The sequence below is a fragment of the Enterobacter sp. SLBN-59 genome (assembly GCF_024807915.1).
GTDB lineage: Bacteria > Pseudomonadota > Gammaproteobacteria > Enterobacterales > Enterobacteriaceae > Enterobacter > Enterobacter asburiae_B.
The window spans coordinates 3,357,369-3,372,205 of record NZ_JANUFI010000001.1; the positions used below are offsets into that span (position 1 = coordinate 3,357,369).

Sequence of the window (14,837 nt, forward strand, 5' to 3'; positions counted from 1 at the left end):
TCAGTCACCCAGATATTGAATGGTGATGTGGTATTTAAAGACGTGTTGCTCGATGCTGATCGGCTCGCGCTTGCCTTTGCGCTGCAGGTAGACAATCTCCGTCACCAGCTTGCCGCTGGCGTTACGCAGCTCGCGCCGATCGCCATTGTCCGTTAACGTCCAGCCCTTCGGCAACTGCGGCTGCCAGGCGCTAATCGGCCAGTGGCTGAGCATCACGTCGGCCAGCACCTGGCTGGCGGGCGGCAGCTGCGGCACGACGATCGACTGCTCGGTATGAATACCGGTCTCATCGTACGTTGCCAGGAACAGACGAATGCCCACGGAAGAAAGCCCGGCCAGCGTCACCTTATGCGCATCCGCGTTGAGCATCACCAGCAGGGACTGCGTTTGTCCGTTAAAGCTGCCGGTCAGCAGCTGCTGGGAGCTTACCGCCGGGCTGATGCCGGGCGGGGGCAGCGTCACTCTGGTGCCCGGCTGGAGCCAGGCTTGAGGCCGCGTCTCTTTGGTATCGGTCGAATGGCTGCAGCCCGCCAGCAGCAGCGCCGCGGCCAGCGCAACGGCGCGATAAAAAGCGTTCATTTACGTTTTCTCTCTTTCTTATCCGGCATCGCCAGCGGAGCCAGCAGGAAGGCGGTAAAAATACCGCTCACCAGCACGATGCCAAAGCTGCTGATGGCCTGGGTGGCGCTGAAGACGAGCATGCCCAGCGTCAGCAGCGTGGTCATCATGGCCAGCGTAATCGCCAGCATCGAGGTCAGCGGCGTACCGCGCGGGTTGCTGAAAAACAGCGTGTAGTTAATGCCAATGCCGAGCACCAGTACCAGCGCCAGCAGTGAGAACAGATTCACCGGGTGGCCCGTTGCGGCCAGCACCGCCAGGCCGCAGCTCAGCGACAGCACGGACGGCACCAGGCTTATCAGCCCTTTACGCCAGCCGAGGCGCAGCATCGCCCCGCAGGCAATCACCGCCAGCGCGGCAAACAGTAGCCCCGTCAGCAGCGTGCGGTAGAGGGCAAACAGGCTGTCAAAGCTGGCTTTGCGATCGACCCAGACGACGCCGTCATGGCGTGCGGCCAGTTCACCGAGGTAAGCGCTGTTTTTCGCGCCGTCCACCGGCACGAGCACGCCGCTTTCCCCGTTAGGCAGGGTCAGCCAGAGCAGACGCCAGCCTTCGCTGGCCGGGCTTTTAAGCCACGCGTCCACGCTGACCGGCATGGCGTCGAGATTCGGGGATACGGCGTTGAGCCCGGCGCTTTTCAGCACGTTAGTTACCGCAGGGGCAGCCTCGCGCAGCAGCTTCAGATCGCTTTTCTGGCGCGCCAGCGAGTTCAGCGGCAGCGTACGCCAGCGGGCGATCTCTCCGGCTTTTTGCGCCTGTGCCAGCGCCGGGGTAAAGGCTTCCAGCCGCTCCAGCGTTTGCTGAGGCGAGGCGCCATGAACCACAAACCATTTCTGATCGACGCTCTGTCCGGTCAGGGCGGTAATGGCCTTCTCCTGCGCCAGAATATCTTTCGGCAGGGCCTGCAGCTGGGCGATGTCGTCGTCCACCCTCAGGGTGCTCATCCCCACGGCGGAGAGCAGCGCCAGCGCGACGGGCAAACCCACGGACAATTTTTTATTGCGTCGCCACGCGGCCAGCCAGCGCAGCATGATAACCATCAGCGGAACCGGGCGCACCGGTAAACCCCGGCACAGCCACGGATGCCAGAACATCACCGTCAGGCAGGAGGCGCTCAGCCCCACGGCGGCGAACACCGCCATCTGGCGGATCCCGGGGAAGGGGGCCAGCATCATAATCAGGTAGGCGGCGACGGTCGTCAGCAGCGCCAGCAGCAGCGCATTGCGTACTTTGGCCAGGCTTTGCCAGGGGGAGTGCTCCGCGCCGTGCACCATCCGTTCGGTCAGGTAGTAGAGCGTGTAGTCGGCTGAAATACCGATGATGCTCATGCTCATCACCAGCGTCATCAGGTGCAGTTCGCCAAAGAGCAGCAGCGTCACCACCGTGCCCGCCAGCGCGCCGATGGCAATGGAGAGCACGCTCAGCAGCAGCGGGCGCAGAGAGCGGAACACCGCGACGATGAGCAGGAACACGCCGAGCAGGGTGGCGATGCCCAGCGTCGAGACGTCGCGTTTGGCCTGCTGGCTGGCGTAATCGCTGTAGAACACGGTCCCGCGCGAAAGCAGCTGCGCCTGGGGGTAACGCGCTTTTAGCCTATCCTGCAGCGCGTTAAGCGTCGTCACCAGCCGGTGGGTCTGCTGCATATCAAATGACGAGCCCGCCAGCTCGCCGTGCAGCAGATACCAGTAGTTTCCCGCCTCATCCTGTGTGACCAGCCAGCCGTCCATCAGCCGCAGCTTCTGGCCGTTTTGCGCCAGAGCGAGCTGCGAGCCGCGCATCAGCATCAGGGGATCGTTTTGCAGCTCTTTGCCGCTGACGCCGGAGAAGGCCGAATAGAGCTGAGATAAAATCCACTGCGCCTGCGCTTCTCCGCCGTTTTGCAGGCGGGCGCGGGTGGCGGGATCGATCAGGCCATTTCGGTGCTGCCAGAAGAACTCTCCCCAGGCCTTTTGCCCGGCGGCGTCCATCGGGCCTTTGACCTCGCTGAGCGAATCGCTGCTTTGCAGCAACGCCAGCCACTGCTGCGCCACGCGCGGATCGGGCTCTTTGCCGGGGCTGACCAGCCAGACCAGCTGGCGGTCGAGACGCTGCATAAACCCGTCGTTGAGCGCCGGCGGGATCGCCCCCAGCGTCTGCTTCGGCAGCATGGCCAGCACGCTGCTGTTCAGACGCGCGCCGGGCAGCAGCGACAGCAGCACGCCCAGCAGAATCAGGCATAGCGTGGCCCACAGCAGCGCCGGGCGCAGGGATTTACGGTGCGGCAAAGCGTTGGCGTTCGTCATCGGTCAGGCTGGCGGGCGTCAGTTGGTGGCGTGAAAGGGCGATATCGGTACGGTCGCCCTGTTTATCGTTGAGGCGAATCGTCTCCAGATAGGTCGCGCCGCCCAGATCGAGGGTGGCGAAAATCTTGTCCAGCGGCGTCGTTTTTGGCGTAAGCACCAGCGACCAGCGGCCGGCGCCCAGGTCTTTAAAATCGATGCGGAAGTTCTCTTCAAGCACCCTGCGGTCGGCCTGGAACAGGGCCCGCAGAAGATGGTTGAACTGGAACATCTGCGGATTATTGTCGGCGGTGACGGTCTGCGGCGGCTGGCCGTTAATGGCCTGAACCATCCGCATGTCGTCCAGCAGGAGCGTCATCGGAAACGGCGCTTTTTGATCCCACAGCAGGCCGCTGTCGCGGGCGATCAGCATCTCGCCCTGCGAGCGCAGCGGCTGCGGCATATCTTTTATGGTGCGAACCTGTTCGAAGTGCGCGCGCACGACGGGCTGCCCGGTGAAGCGCTGCTGCAGTTCATCCAGCGTCACGGCGCTGACCAGCGGGCTGACGAGAAGCGCCAGCAAAGGCCACCATTTCATGGCGTCACTCCCATTCGTTCAAACAGTATTGCCGGGCTCACAAAGCACATTTCGCGGGTGGCTTCTTCCACCGCTACCTGGATGGTGTAGCCGGTGGTGGTGCGTTTGCCGGTCTGCGCATCGAAAATTTGATAGGCTATGCGCAGGCGGTTTTCATACTCTTCAACGTGCGCGCGGACGCGAATACGCTGCTCAAAGGTCACCGCATCGCGGTATTTCACCCGGGTATCGACGACGGGCCAGACGTAGCCGGAGGCCTTCATCTGGCGATAGCCATAGTCAAACTGATTGAGCAGCGCCTCGCGGGCGATCTCAAAGTAGCGGAAATAGTTACCGTGCCAGACCACGCCCATCATATCGACGTCGTGGAACGGAACGGTGATCTCAACTTCAGTCGTAAAGCGGGGATCGGTCAGCACCCTTTACTCCTTCTCTCTGGACTCTGGCAGATGCCAGAAATCGAAAAAATTAAACCAGTCGAGCGGCGACAGGAGGGCGTAATGCTCCAGCCGCTGCGCGTAGCGATCGACGGTCTCCTGCAGCGCCTGCTGGCGTTCGCCGCGCGGCAGGTGCAGCGGGTCGGCAAACGGTTCGCTGTGCAGGACGAGCTTACCCTGCTGGCGCAGGGCAAAAATCAGCACCACCGGGCAGCGCAGGATGGAGGCCAGGATAAACGGCCCCTGTGGGAACGGCGCTGGCTGGCCCATGAACGGACTCCAGATCACGCGCCACTCGCCGCCACGCTGCGGATTCACCGCGATGCGGTCGCCCACAATGGCGACCCATTCTCCCCGCTCAAGCTTCTCTTTGATGGCAATCGCGGTGTCCGGGCCGATGTCGGTGACCGACATCAAATTCACGCCCGCCTGGGGCGCCATTTCGCTCATGATTTGCTTAAAGCGCCGGGCGTTTTCGCTGAAGACCAGGGCGGTGATAGTTTTGCTGCCGTCCAGCTGGGCCAGCGCACGGCAGGCCTCTACGTCGCCAAGATGCGAGGCCAGCAGCAGCTTGCCCTGCGGCGCCGCGATATTAAGCGTTTCGCTCGCGCCGGGGGCAAAGACCACGTCGCGATCAAACTGCAGCTCACCGCGCCAGCTGGCGACTTTATCCAGCATCGCGTTGCCGAAGCGCATGAAATGGAAAAAGCTGTTGAGCCGCGGGGGAACGGGTATGTTCCGCTGACGCAGTTCTTGCTTCACTCTCTCAATCCACTGCCGCGAGGCCAGCCGCGCCGGACGTGCGATAAGCCAGTACACGCCGATGACCGGCCACAGCAGCACGGTAAAGGCCCGGCGGCCCATCAGCTTCCAGACGCGCAGCATCAGGCGCATGCCCCACAGGCCCTTGACCTCGTCCTGCTGCGCCCAGTGCTGGCGGCGTCGACGAAAAAGCAGGCCGGGCATGCGGGGCAGCATGCCGAAGAACAGCCGGGTATGCATCAGGGAGATCCGCACGTTATCTTTTAACGCGTCGAAGTGGGACAACCCGTCCTGCGGGTAGGTAACGCGGGTGGGCAGAAAGACGCTGGCGTTGCCCTGCCAGTAGAGACGGACCATCACTTCGGTGTCAAAGTCCATCCGTTTGCCGAGCGTTTCACGCGCTGCCAGGCGCAGCGTGGGCGAGACCGGGTAGACTCGAAAGCCGCACATGCTGTCTTTAAGCTGCAGGGATAAGGTCTCAATCCACACCCAGACGTGGGTTACCCAGCGCCCGTAGAGCCGCGAGCGCGGAATGGAATCATCATAAATGGGCTGGCCGGAGATCAGCGCGTCCGGGTGGCACTCCGCCAGCGCCAGCAGTTTGGGAATATCTTCGATGGCGTGCTGACCGTCCGCGTCCACCTGCACGGCGTGGGTATAGCCCGCGCGCGCGCACTCCTCCAGCCCCCTGATGACCGCGGCACCTTTTCCGGCGTTTTGCGCCAGGCGGACCAGCGTTACCTGCGGCTGCTCCGCCGCCAGGCGCTCGAGCTCCTGACGGGTGCTCGCTTCGCTGCCGTCATCCACCACCAGGCACGGCAGGCCGAACGGTGCGAGACGCGACAGCACGCGGGCGATCATGGCGCCGTGGTTGTAGCACGGGATCAGCACGCAGGGGCGGAAGGTTACTGACATAGCCGAATTTTCCCGCTGCTGGCGGTATGGCGCTCCGCCCCGGCGTGACGCTGGTAGCTGAAGGTCAGCATCTGACGTTCGGCATGCCACTCAAGCACCAGCGTCACCGTGGTTTCCGGCAGCAGAGGCGCCTGGAACTTCACGTTTTGAATGCTGTGAAAGCGGTAGCCCGGCGCCAGTAACGTCGTGGCGTAGTGCATCACCCAGTCAAGCTGCGCAACGCCGGGCAGCAGCGGCTGTACGGCAAAATGGCCCTGAAACCAGAACAGCGCCGCGTCGAGATGCAAAATGATTTCCAGCTTCTCCGGCTGTGTCTGGTGGCGCTCAAGTTCATGAATTTTCATGAAATAACTCCTCTAGCTGCGCATAGACACGCTTGTTCATACTGTTTACCGGCATTTCATCGACAATGCGCCAGTAGCGCGGAACGGCGACCGGCTCAAGCCACGGCAGCAGGGCGCGACGCCAGGCGAACTCCTGCGCTTTTTTATCCTGCATATACCCGCGCTGGCGAACCGCTTCATCCAGCACCAGCAGTGCACCAATCCCCTGACGGCCTCCGCGCGTGACCGGCAGCGCAGCCGCTTCGCAAATGCCGTCGAGCTCCAGCAGGCGACGTTCGATCTCGTTAAGCGAGATGCGCTTTTCTTCAATTTTGACCACCCGCCCGCGACGACCGGCGATGCTGAACAGCCCCTCGCTGTCGAAGTGGAGGATATCGTCCAGCTGGAGTCCTTCTTCCTCATGGATCAGTGGCGACGTGACGCGACAGGCTTCCTCTTCCTGATGGAAGATAACGCCGGGGAACGCGAGCCACGGGACGTGATCCTGCTGGCGATGGCGCCAGGCGAGGATCCCGGTTTCGGTGCTGCCATAAATTTCGTCAGGCCAGATGTTAAGCCAGCCCGCGGTGGTGGAGACGTCACACCAGGGCAGCATTCCGCCTGCTGAAATCAGCATCCTGACGGGCGGCGCGGCCAGCTCGGTATCCAGGCGCTTCAGGAACGCCGGGCTGCTGATGAACAGGTAATGCCGGTCATGAGGAAGGGCGGCCAGCTGCTCAGCGTAGTAGAGCATCGCGGCATGCAGCGGCAGGCCCAGCGCCATCGGCAATACGATGCGAAATGTCAGTCCGTACAGATGTTGCGGTACGACCGAGGCGACAACGCTACAGCCGGCCAGACGCTCGCCGAAGCGGTCAGCCAGCAGACGGGCTTCGCGATCCAGACTGACGATGTGCTTAATCACCCGGCGCGGGGTACCCGTGGAGCCGGAGGTGAACAGCTCTACGAAGCGGCTTTCGTCAATCTCCGGCAGGGGCGCCCAGCGGTGAGCCGTCTGATGGCTGGAGGCCACCACAAGCAGCTTGCCATGGAAACCGAGAGTCCGATCGCTCAGAACGCCGCTAAACAACGCCTGCTGTTCTTCAAGCTGCGAGACGCGGCTATGGCCGGGAATGACCGGCGTTTTGCCGGCGTGCAGCGAGGCCAGCAGCGCAACGATAAACAGGTAGCTGTTTTCAAAGCACAGCGCCCAGCGTTCGCCATCCTGCTGACGCAGGGTGTCGACCAGTAAGGTCACGTCGTGGCGCAGCTGGCCCAGCGTCCAGGTACGATCGTCAAGCCAGGCAACGGGCGTATCGTCAGGGCGCGGCGCGTTTAGCCACTGGCCCAGCGGAAGGGGGTTAGTCATTGTGCATCTCTTTTTTTATCACCCGCTGGCGCACCAGCCACTCTGTCGCCATCAGCGTCCCCATCAGGATGTAGGCCACCATACCGTTCCACAGCGTCCACAGACGCATGTCGCCGTGGAGGACGGTGAACAGCGCCATCGCGCCGTTACCGATGAAAAAGCCGCACCAGACGAGGGTCACCTTGCGGGTATAGCGCACGCCCTCCGGGGGCAGGTTTGGCTCGCGCAAGCGCGCCAGCCGTTCGACCAGCGGCATCGCGGTCCACAGCGAACCGCCGAACACGGCCAGCATCACAAGGTTGACGACCACCGGGTAGAACAGCAGCCACTGGTGGGTTTTCAGCAGGTAGCTTGCCGCGCAGAGCGCAATGCCCGCGAGCGCCACGCACTGCACCACATACCGCATCGGGCCAGCGTTCCGCCGCGCCTGGCGCAGCCGCAGCAGCAATACCAGCGCCATCAACGGCAACAGCCACTGCAGGCTGTTGTGCGTCAGCCCAAATCCAATCAGGAAGGGCCACGCCAGCAGCATCAGCCCCGTCAGCAGTGGGATGACCGGGAACGTCCGTCCACCACGCACGACGTCTTACTCTTCGCGCAGAAGCTGTTCGACGGCGTCTACCACATCCTGAACGGTACGAACCGACTTGAAGGTTTCCGGCTTGATTTTCTTGCCCGTTTTCTTCTGCAGATGAACAATCATGTCCACCGCATCAATGCTGTCCAGCTCCAGGTCTTCGTAAAGACGGGCTTCGGGCGTAATGTCCTGCGGGTCGATTTCAAAGAGCTTGGTCAGAAGGCCGCAGACTTCCTGATAAATGGTTTCTTGTTCAGTCATCGTTCACATCTCAGGCGCGTTGAGCGTTGATAAAGGACGCCAGCGTGGCGACGGAAAAGAAGTGCTGGCGCATCTCTTCGCTTTCGGCAGAAAGCACCACGCCATACTGGTTTTTTACCGCCAGACCCAGTTCCAGCGCGTCAATGGAGTCCAGACCCAGCCCATCGCCAAACAGCGCGGCATCGGTATCAATATCCTCTGCGGTAAGCTCGTCCAGATTCAGCGTGGTGATAATGAGATTCTTAATTTCAAGATAAAGCGCTTGCATCATTAATTCCTGACAAAGATTGAAGGCCTGATGTTAATCGATGCTGCAGATGCCGGTTTAACTGCCTTGCCGCCAGCGCCGGTTCTTGTTCATTTGCATCGTAAAATTCGTCGATGTTCACGCGGTCGCGGACATCCACGGTGAAAACAGGTTTTTCTGGCGGTACATCATACCAGTGACTTTTTTTATCCAGCAGGTGTTCGCTACAGTGGATCAGCACCACCCGCAGATCGCTGTTACAGCGCACGGCGATATTTGCCGCGCCGCGCTGGAGGGAGATAGCCTCGCCAAACCGGGTACGCGTGCCTTCCGGGAAGATTAACAGCGTGTCGCCCTGAGCCAGACGCTGCTGGCTGGCCGCGAGCAGGGGCTCGGCTTCACTGTTAATCAGATAATCCGCCGAGCGGATCACGCCGCTGACAAAGGGGTTGCGCAGCAGCGCGCTTTTCACCAGGCAGTCGGTTTCGGGCATCACCGACGCCAGAATCACGTAGTCAATTAACGTGGGGTGGTTAGCCACCACCAGACAACCCCGATCGCTGCGCAGCGCGTCAAGATTGTGAATGCGATAGTCCAGTACGCCGAGGCCGCGCGCAACGGTCAGGAAGAAGCGGAAGCTGGCCGCAATGCTGCGACGCGCCAGGCGGCGACGGCTGGCGCGGTCGCGCTGGACGATCAGCAGCAGGTTGAACCAGACCAGCGACAGCATCAGCCCGCCCACGCCAAACAGCGCGAAGCAGAAGCCGGTCATCACCAGACGCCATAACCAGTTGATACGGGCAGCCAGGCGGTTCATGCGCGCGTCCATTGCCACAGCAAACGTTCGCCGGGCACCGCAAACTGACGTTCCTCGCTGAGATAGCGCTGCAGGAACATCAGGCTTTGCGGCAGGGCGGGTTCTTCACCCGTGCTGCCGCTGCGGGTTTCACACTGCAATCCGTTGCCGGATTCAATCACCAGCGCCAGCGCGTATGGCCAGGTGGGCATGTGCGGCGGTAGCGCCGGATGGTAAAATTCCGGCAGCGCGCCGTCAAAATCGACCAGCAGGACGCGGGAATAGCCCGCATGCAGCAGGCTCAGCACTTCGCATAAAGCCTGCTGGAAGGTGTCCAGCCCGGCAGAAATGGATGACGAGACGATGGCCTGGCGTGCGGTGATCGTGAGATTGCCCACCGCGGAATTGTGCACGGACATCGCGAAGTCGGTGGGTGAAACGGACTGCCCGGTCGCCAGAGCATGCAGAATACGGTAGTTGCGCTCCAGCTCGCCGTGGCGGCTGGAATAGACGACGGCATCAATGGCGTGGTTTTGCAGCATGGCCAGACCAATATCCACCGCCAGCTTACTGCCTGAATTGAGGCGGCGCGCGGTCATCATGGGTAAAGCGGTCAGGCGGGGAAGCGGGGCCGCTGGGTCAACGGCCAGCTGCAGGCGCGACCATGCCTGCCACTCTGTGGCATCGCTGAGTCCTGGCGCTCTCGCCTGCCAGTCGATAATGTTCAGTGAAAATTTCATCTACGCGCGTCCGCGAAAAAAACCGTATTCAAAGGGCAGACTGGGCCACCCGGCAGCTAAGCTGCTCTATTGTTCACGTTTGGTGCATATCAGCAGGGTATGACCGACCCCAAGGTTGTCCAGCCGCTGTTCAACGCTGAAACCTGCGCTCTCCAGGTAGCGATAGAACTTCTCTACGCTGTAAAACCGGCTATTGCCATTCGCCATACAGGTGAAATAGAGCGAGGTGGCATTCAGGCTGAAAGAGGCTGCTTCAAATTTCTGAGCATCCCAGAAAAGCTCCATGATGCACAAACGTGCGCCTGGCTTCATGGCCTGTGCGACGCGCGTCAGCATGGCGACAATCTGATCCGGAGAGAAACAATCCAGGAACTGGCTCATCCACCAGACGTCGGCGTCACCCGGCAATGTTGCTGGGCTAAGCATATCGACAGCATGGAATGCAATACGATGAGAAAAACCTGCTTTTGCGATGTTTTCCTGCGCCAGCGCTATCTGCTGCGGCAGATCGAGGATCGTCACGGCAACATTTTCGTCATAGCGGCAGCAGCGTAACGACCATTTACCCGTATTTCCGCCCACATCGTACAATTTTGTCGGCGAGCTTGCGAATATATATGGCAACGCAGCGTCAAAAGCGGCGTCAGAATAGTAATGATCGAAGGCGAACCAGCTCTCTTTCGCCGGAGCAGGTAATTGGGATAACGCCGGGTAGATGGTTGGCCAGTTGCCAAACACGGCTAATCCGGCAGGTTTTTCCTCCTGCAGGGCGTCCGCCAGGTGAAATAGCCCCTGATAACAAACGTCCTGGGTGAAATCCATATTTACGCGGGTCATTTCGTCGTGCAGTAAAAAATGGCCCACTTTCGCCAGGAAATAACGTCCATTCTGTTGGGTAACAATTCGACCGCTTAATCCCATATCCAGCAGTACGCTGACGCCATAGCTGCCGAGCGTGCTGTGTTCGGTTATTTCGTCGAGGCTTGCCCCCGCTTTACCTTGTTTATCGAGCCAGGCGAGAACGCCTGAGTTACGCAGACAAAGCGCAGTCTGGAATAACATCGGGGCAAAGGCGATGCGTTGCGCTTCGGTAATGGCATCCAGTGCGCTGAGTGTGTCCTTTTCGTACATTCCTGCGTAACCTTTGAGGCTAATAAAAAGAGGTTATCGGGCCATACGCGGCCCGACTTTAGAAAAATATTACAGCGCGGCGCCAGCGGAGAGGTTCAGCTGAATATCGTGGTCGAGGTTATTTACCCAGCGGTTATAATTTTTGTGAATTTTACCGTCTGCCGCTTTCAGGTTAAGGCTGTTTTCATAGTTGATTGAATAGCTTGTGGCCGTGTACGGAATACTTACCTGGACGGAGTGATCGCGTGACTGCAGACGCCCCTTAATCATTCCCGGGCCGGTTTCCGTCATGATCCAGTCGCGTTTTTGGCCTGCTTTCAAAATTGCCGTTTTTACCTGATCGGCAGTATGGCCCGCGCTTACAATAGAGTGAACCTGAGCAATTGGGGCGGTGCGCGCACAGCCTGCCAGTGCGCCAACGAATACGGCAGCAGCACACCATTTAACGATCTTTTTCATCAACAACTCCATATCAATAATAACAATTAAAGGTAGTGTTTTTTACAAATAATATTCATCCGGCTTTTTGTTATCGCTGGGTGTATTTTTTAATCAATATTAATGTTTACATTACGTTGACGCGAAGACGGGCATAATAACATGGAAAATAAATAAGAATTTCATTTTTTATAATTTGCGTTAAATCATGAGTTGCGTTACAACGTAATGCGCGCGGCGTAATTAAAAACAGAATGAGTATCGCCTTAACGCAAATAAAAATACCGCGACGGATTAGGGACGCGGTAATTTACGGTGTATTACTGACGGTTTAAACCTACCTGTACAGGTAGGTCGGTTAGCCGGGTAACCGGCTTTTCGGCCTCCCCGGCCCGAGCAGGATCGCCAGCTTGCTGCCGCCTTTGGTGGTCTCCATCCAGATTTTACATACGCTGGTTAGAGGAACCGACAGCAGCATACCGACCGGGCCCAGCAGCCATCCCCAAACCAGTAAGGATAAAAACACCACCAGCGTCGACATGCCCAGACGGTGTCCCATCATGCGCGGTTCAAGAATATTGCCCAGCACCATATGCACGACGAGGAACAGCGCGCCGACCAGCATGCATTCGTAGAAGCCGTTAAACAGAAACGCCTGAATCATCGGCGGCACGGCGGAAAGCACCGCGCCAATATTGGGCACGTAGTTCAGCAGAAAGGCCAGCACGCCCCACATCAGCGCGAACTGCACGTCCATCAGCATCAGCCCCAGCCAGACAATCACCCCGGTCCAGACGCTCAGGAGCGTTTTCAGCGCCAGATATTTGGAGACGCCCTTCAGGGCCCGGTGTAACCCGGCAATGTGAATTTGCGGATTGTTCAGCGCAAAGCGCAGCTTATAGGGGACGTGGCGAACTTCGAACAGCATAAACACAACGGTCATGACCAGCAGCAGAATGCTGGCCATCGCGCCGGAAAGCCCCGTCATCAAGGTGGTGGCGTAGGTCATGACCTTCTCGGAGTCCATCCTGCGCAGCATCCGTTCGGGTGAGATATGCAGATTGAGGAAGGGCACCATCTCCTGCAGCGCGACAATTTTACGCGTCAGCTCTTTGTTGTACTGCGGCAGCATGGTGGAGAATTCGCTCAGCGATGCCGCCAGCACGCCGAAGAGCGCCGTCAGGCCAATCAGCATGACAATAACCACGATGGTGATGGCTACCGGACGGCTGACGCCCCGGCGTAAAAACCAGGTGACCAGAGGATTAAGCACGATGGCAAAAAAGAGCGCCAGCAGGAGCTGAACAATAATGTCAGCGGCAGCATGGATACCCGCAAGGATAACCACCAGACAGGCGAGTTTTAATAAGATGTGGAGTCCTGCTTTGTCGGACGGGTTAGCGATCATGCGTGTTCCTTAATATGATGACCCGATAAGTGTAGTGCCCGGGCTTCGCTTCGTCTGGCACCGTTAATCTGAAAGTCGGGGCTGATTTTCTTATTGCGCCGTGGTAATAGTGAAACACTGTTGTAAAAAATCCAGGTAGAACCCCATGCCCGAACCTGCCGCTGAACCGGCACTGAGCGGACTGCGCCTCAATCTGCGCATCGTTTCCGTTGTGATTTTCAACTTTGCCAGCTATCTGACCATTGGCCTGCCGCTGGCGGTCCTGCCGGGCTATGTCCATGACGTGATGGGCTTCAGCGCCTTCTGGGCGGGGCTGGTGATAAGCCTGCAATATTTCGCCACGCTCCTCAGCCGCCCGCATGCCGGGCGCTACGCGGACGCGTTCGGTCCAAAAAGCATCGTGGTGGTGGGATTGTGCGGCTGTTTCCTCAGTGGCCTGAGCTATCTGCTGGCTGCCACCACCGGCCACTGGCCGCTGGTCAGCCTGGCGCTGCTCTGCCTGGGCCGCGTTATTCTTGGCATCGGGCAAAGTCTGGCGGGAACCGGCTCGACGCTGTGGGGCGTGGGTGTGGTAGGCGCGCCGCACATTGGCCGGGTGATATCCTGGAACGGGATTGTCACCTACGGTGCGATGGCGCTCGGGGCGCCGCTCGGCGTGGCCTGCTATGCGCTTGGCGGGCTGTATGGGCTTTCCATCACCATTATGGCGGTCGCGCTGCTGGCAATCCTCTTTGCGCTGCCGCGCCCGAAAGTGAAGGCCAGCAAGGGCAAGCCGCTGCCGTTTCGGGCGGTGCTGGGGCGCGTCTGGCCGTACGGTATGGCCCTGGCGCTGGCGACCACCGGCTTCGGCGTGATTGCGACCTTCATTACCCTGTTCTACGACGCCAAAGGCTGGGACGGCGCAGCCTTTGCGTTAACCCTGTTTAGCTGTGCATTTGTTGGCGCCCGCCTGCTTTTCCCTAACGGCATCAACCGTCTTGGCGGGCTGAATGTGGCGATGATTTGCTTTGCGATAGAGATAGTCGGGCTGTTGCTGACCGGAATTGCGATGGTGCCCTGGGTCGCGAAAGTGGGCGTATTCCTCGCGGGGGCTGGCTTTTCCCTGGTCTTCCCGGCGCTGGGCGTGGTGGCGGTAAAAGCCGTGCCGCAGCAGAATCAGGGGGCGGCGCTGGCGACCTATACGGTATTTATGGATATGTCTTTAGGCATTACCGGCCCGCTGGCGGGGCTGGTGATGGCCTGGGCAGGGGTTCCGGTGATCTATCTTGCCGCGGCGGGTCTGGTGGTGATTGCGCTGCTGCTGACGTGGCGGCTAAAAAAATGGCCCCCGGTGCAGGCACCGGAGGCCACGTCATCGTCGTGAAGCGTTACTGGATCACGATGGTGTTAATGATGTTTTCAGCAGCCGTCTGCGCTTTCTGCTGATCTTCGGCTGGCAGGGTGATCTGCAGGGTCAGCAGTTTGTTATCAACCTTGCCCAGCACCACAGAAGAGTAGGCGGTCTGGCCTTTTGCAGAGATGATGCTGTCGAGCTGTTGCAGCGTGTGGCCTTTCAGCTCGATGGATTTATTGGTCACGACCTGCAGCTGAGGATCGCGGCCGCGCTGCTGATCTTCCAGACGTTTGGACAGGACGGACAGGTCTTCGCTGGTGTCGTCGCCCACAATCACAATGACCGCTTTCTGCCCGGTTGCGTCGGAGTAAACGTGCATGTTATTCGCCTGGGTGCCCAGCTTGCCGCTCTGATCGGTCATATCGGCTGGCAGAGAGAAGCTGAGTTTGCCATCCATCAGATTCACCGGCTGGCCGGTCGCGTTGCTCTCTGCGGATGCGCCCTGAGCAGGCGTTTTCGTGTCGCTGTTATCACAGGCTGCAAGACCCACAACCAGCAGGCTAATCCCGACATATTTAACCAGATTGCGCATTGACTTCTTCCTTTCGATAAACGGCCATAACGGC

General features: G+C 59.6%; 17 protein-coding genes. 1 reads left to right on the plus strand and 16 read right to left on the minus strand.

Annotated features, from left to right (window positions below; translation table 11 throughout):
• The 15 genes from M2422_RS15935 to M2422_RS16005 all read right to left on the minus strand — a co-directional run bounded on the left by M2422_RS15935 (nt 1) and on the right by M2422_RS16005 (nt 12,878).
• Complete coding sequence (locus M2422_RS15935; RefSeq protein WP_033146845.1) at nt 1-579, minus strand: DUF3261 domain-containing protein; 579 nt, start codon at nt 577-579, stop codon at nt 1-3.
• On the minus strand, nt 576-2,900 hold the full coding sequence (locus tag M2422_RS15940) for an MMPL family transporter (RefSeq protein ID WP_064673688.1): 2,325 nt from the start codon (nt 2,898-2,900) through the stop codon (nt 576-578). The genes M2422_RS15935 and M2422_RS15940 overlap by 4 nt, the downstream gene beginning before the upstream one ends.
• Entirely contained in the window at nt 2,869-3,474 is a 606-nt protein-coding gene (locus tag M2422_RS15945) for an outer membrane lipoprotein carrier protein LolA (protein ID WP_064673689.1), read from the minus strand. Before M2422_RS15945 ends, M2422_RS15940 begins: the two co-directional genes overlap by 32 nt.
• Entirely contained in the window at nt 3,471-3,893 is a 423-nt protein-coding gene (locus M2422_RS15950; RefSeq protein WP_023309526.1) for a thioesterase family protein, read from the minus strand. The genes M2422_RS15945 and M2422_RS15950 overlap by 4 nt, the downstream gene beginning before the upstream one ends.
• Before the next feature lie 3 nt (nt 3,894-3,896).
• The gene (locus M2422_RS15955; protein WP_064673690.1) at nt 3,897-5,588 is read right to left on the minus strand and encodes a glycosyltransferase; all 1,692 of its coding nucleotides are present in this window, start codon (nt 5,586-5,588) and stop codon (nt 3,897-3,899) included.
• The gene (locus M2422_RS15960) at nt 5,579-5,932 is read right to left on the minus strand and encodes a hydroxymyristoyl-ACP dehydratase (RefSeq protein WP_039263058.1); all 354 of its coding nucleotides are present in this window, start codon (nt 5,930-5,932) and stop codon (nt 5,579-5,581) included. The genes M2422_RS15955 and M2422_RS15960 overlap by 10 nt, the downstream gene beginning before the upstream one ends.
• Nucleotides 5,919-7,280 (minus strand): acyl-CoA synthetase, encoded by a 1,362-nt coding sequence (locus M2422_RS15965; RefSeq protein WP_064673691.1) that lies wholly within the window; start codon nt 7,278-7,280, stop codon nt 5,919-5,921. Before M2422_RS15965 ends, M2422_RS15960 begins: the two co-directional genes overlap by 14 nt.
• Entirely contained in the window at nt 7,273-7,860 is a 588-nt protein-coding gene (locus tag M2422_RS15970; RefSeq protein WP_064673692.1) for a hypothetical protein, read from the minus strand. The genes M2422_RS15965 and M2422_RS15970 overlap by 8 nt, the downstream gene beginning before the upstream one ends.
• 6 nt (nt 7,861-7,866) lie before the next feature.
• A complete protein-coding gene (locus M2422_RS15975; protein WP_024908875.1) occupies nt 7,867-8,118 on the minus strand; it encodes an acyl carrier protein in 252 nt (83 codons plus the stop codon).
• A 10-nt stretch (nt 8,119-8,128) separates the two neighbouring features.
• Nucleotides 8,129-8,386: a phosphopantetheine-binding protein gene (locus M2422_RS15980; RefSeq protein ID WP_008503081.1), complete on the minus strand. Its 258-nt coding sequence runs from the start codon at nt 8,384-8,386 to the stop codon at nt 8,129-8,131.
• Nucleotides 8,367-9,182 (minus strand): 1-acyl-sn-glycerol-3-phosphate acyltransferase, encoded by an 816-nt coding sequence (locus M2422_RS15985; protein ID WP_064673693.1) that lies wholly within the window; start codon nt 9,180-9,182, stop codon nt 8,367-8,369. Before M2422_RS15985 ends, M2422_RS15980 begins: the two co-directional genes overlap by 20 nt.
• The gene (locus tag M2422_RS15990) at nt 9,179-9,901 is read right to left on the minus strand and encodes a beta-ketoacyl synthase chain length factor (RefSeq protein ID WP_039263062.1); all 723 of its coding nucleotides are present in this window, start codon (nt 9,899-9,901) and stop codon (nt 9,179-9,181) included. The genes M2422_RS15985 and M2422_RS15990 overlap by 4 nt, the downstream gene beginning before the upstream one ends.
• 66 nt (nt 9,902-9,967) lie before the next feature.
• Entirely contained in the window at nt 9,968-11,032 is a 1,065-nt protein-coding gene (locus M2422_RS15995; protein ID WP_048977523.1) for a methyltransferase, read from the minus strand.
• A 69-nt stretch (nt 11,033-11,101) separates the two neighbouring features.
• Nucleotides 11,102-11,491: a hypothetical protein gene (locus tag M2422_RS16000; protein ID WP_023309518.1), complete on the minus strand. Its 390-nt coding sequence runs from the start codon at nt 11,489-11,491 to the stop codon at nt 11,102-11,104.
• 337 nt (nt 11,492-11,828) lie between these two features.
• Nucleotides 11,829-12,878, minus strand: coding sequence for an AI-2E family transporter (locus M2422_RS16005; protein ID WP_032662225.1), 1,050 nt, complete (start codon nt 12,876-12,878; stop codon nt 11,829-11,831).
• A 145-nt stretch (nt 12,879-13,023) separates the two neighbouring features.
• Here M2422_RS16005 and M2422_RS16010 point away from each other — a divergent pair, with 145 nt between their 5' ends.
• Nucleotides 13,024-14,241, plus strand: a complete 1,218-nt coding sequence (locus M2422_RS16010) for an MFS transporter (protein WP_064673694.1) — start codon at nt 13,024-13,026, stop codon at nt 14,239-14,241.
• 4 nt (nt 14,242-14,245) lie between these two features.
• On the opposite strand, the gene M2422_RS16015 is transcribed toward M2422_RS16010, so the two are convergent.
• Nucleotides 14,246-14,803 (minus strand): DcrB family lipoprotein, encoded by a 558-nt coding sequence (locus M2422_RS16015; RefSeq protein ID WP_064673695.1) that lies wholly within the window; start codon nt 14,801-14,803, stop codon nt 14,246-14,248.
• Nucleotides 14,804-14,837: the final 34 nt, after the last annotated feature.

Excerpts from the sequence above, each read along its gene's own strand:
- M2422_RS15935 (WP_033146845.1), bottom strand. The coding sequence starts at position 579 with ATGAACGCTTTTTATCGCGCCGTTGCGCTGGCCGCGGCGCTGCTGCTG.
- M2422_RS15940 (WP_064673688.1), bottom strand. The coding sequence starts at position 2,900 with ATGACGAACGCCAACGCTTTGCCGCACCGTAAATCCCTGCGCCCGGCG.
- M2422_RS15945 (WP_064673689.1), bottom strand. The coding sequence starts at position 3,474 with ATGAAATGGTGGCCTTTGCTGGCGCTTCTCGTCAGCCCGCTGGTCAGC.
- M2422_RS15955 (WP_064673690.1), bottom strand. The coding sequence starts at position 5,588 with ATGTCAGTAACCTTCCGCCCCTGCGTGCTGATCCCGTGCTACAACCAC.
- M2422_RS15960 (WP_039263058.1), bottom strand. The coding sequence starts at position 5,932 with ATGAAAATTCATGAACTTGAGCGCCACCAGACACAGCCGGAGAAGCTG.
- M2422_RS15965 (WP_064673691.1), bottom strand. The coding sequence starts at position 7,280 with ATGACTAACCCCCTTCCGCTGGGCCAGTGGCTAAACGCGCCGCGCCCT.
- M2422_RS15975 (WP_024908875.1), bottom strand. The coding sequence starts at position 8,118 with ATGACTGAACAAGAAACCATTTATCAGGAAGTCTGCGGCCTTCTGACC.
- M2422_RS15980 (WP_008503081.1), bottom strand. The coding sequence starts at position 8,386 with ATGCAAGCGCTTTATCTTGAAATTAAGAATCTCATTATCACCACGCTG.
- M2422_RS15985 (WP_064673693.1), bottom strand. The coding sequence starts at position 9,182 with ATGAACCGCCTGGCTGCCCGTATCAACTGGTTATGGCGTCTGGTGATG.
- M2422_RS15990 (WP_039263062.1), bottom strand. The coding sequence starts at position 9,901 with ATGAAATTTTCACTGAACATTATCGACTGGCAGGCGAGAGCGCCAGGA.
- M2422_RS15995 (WP_048977523.1), bottom strand. The coding sequence starts at position 11,032 with ATGTACGAAAAGGACACACTCAGCGCACTGGATGCCATTACCGAAGCG.
- M2422_RS16000 (WP_023309518.1), bottom strand. The coding sequence starts at position 11,491 with ATGAAAAAGATCGTTAAATGGTGTGCTGCTGCCGTATTCGTTGGCGCA.
- M2422_RS16005 (WP_032662225.1), bottom strand. The coding sequence starts at position 12,878 with ATGATCGCTAACCCGTCCGACAAAGCAGGACTCCACATCTTATTAAAA.
- M2422_RS16010 (WP_064673694.1), top strand. The coding sequence starts at position 13,024 with ATGCCCGAACCTGCCGCTGAACCGGCACTGAGCGGACTGCGCCTCAAT.
- M2422_RS16015 (WP_064673695.1), bottom strand. The coding sequence starts at position 14,803 with ATGCGCAATCTGGTTAAATATGTCGGGATTAGCCTGCTGGTTGTGGGT.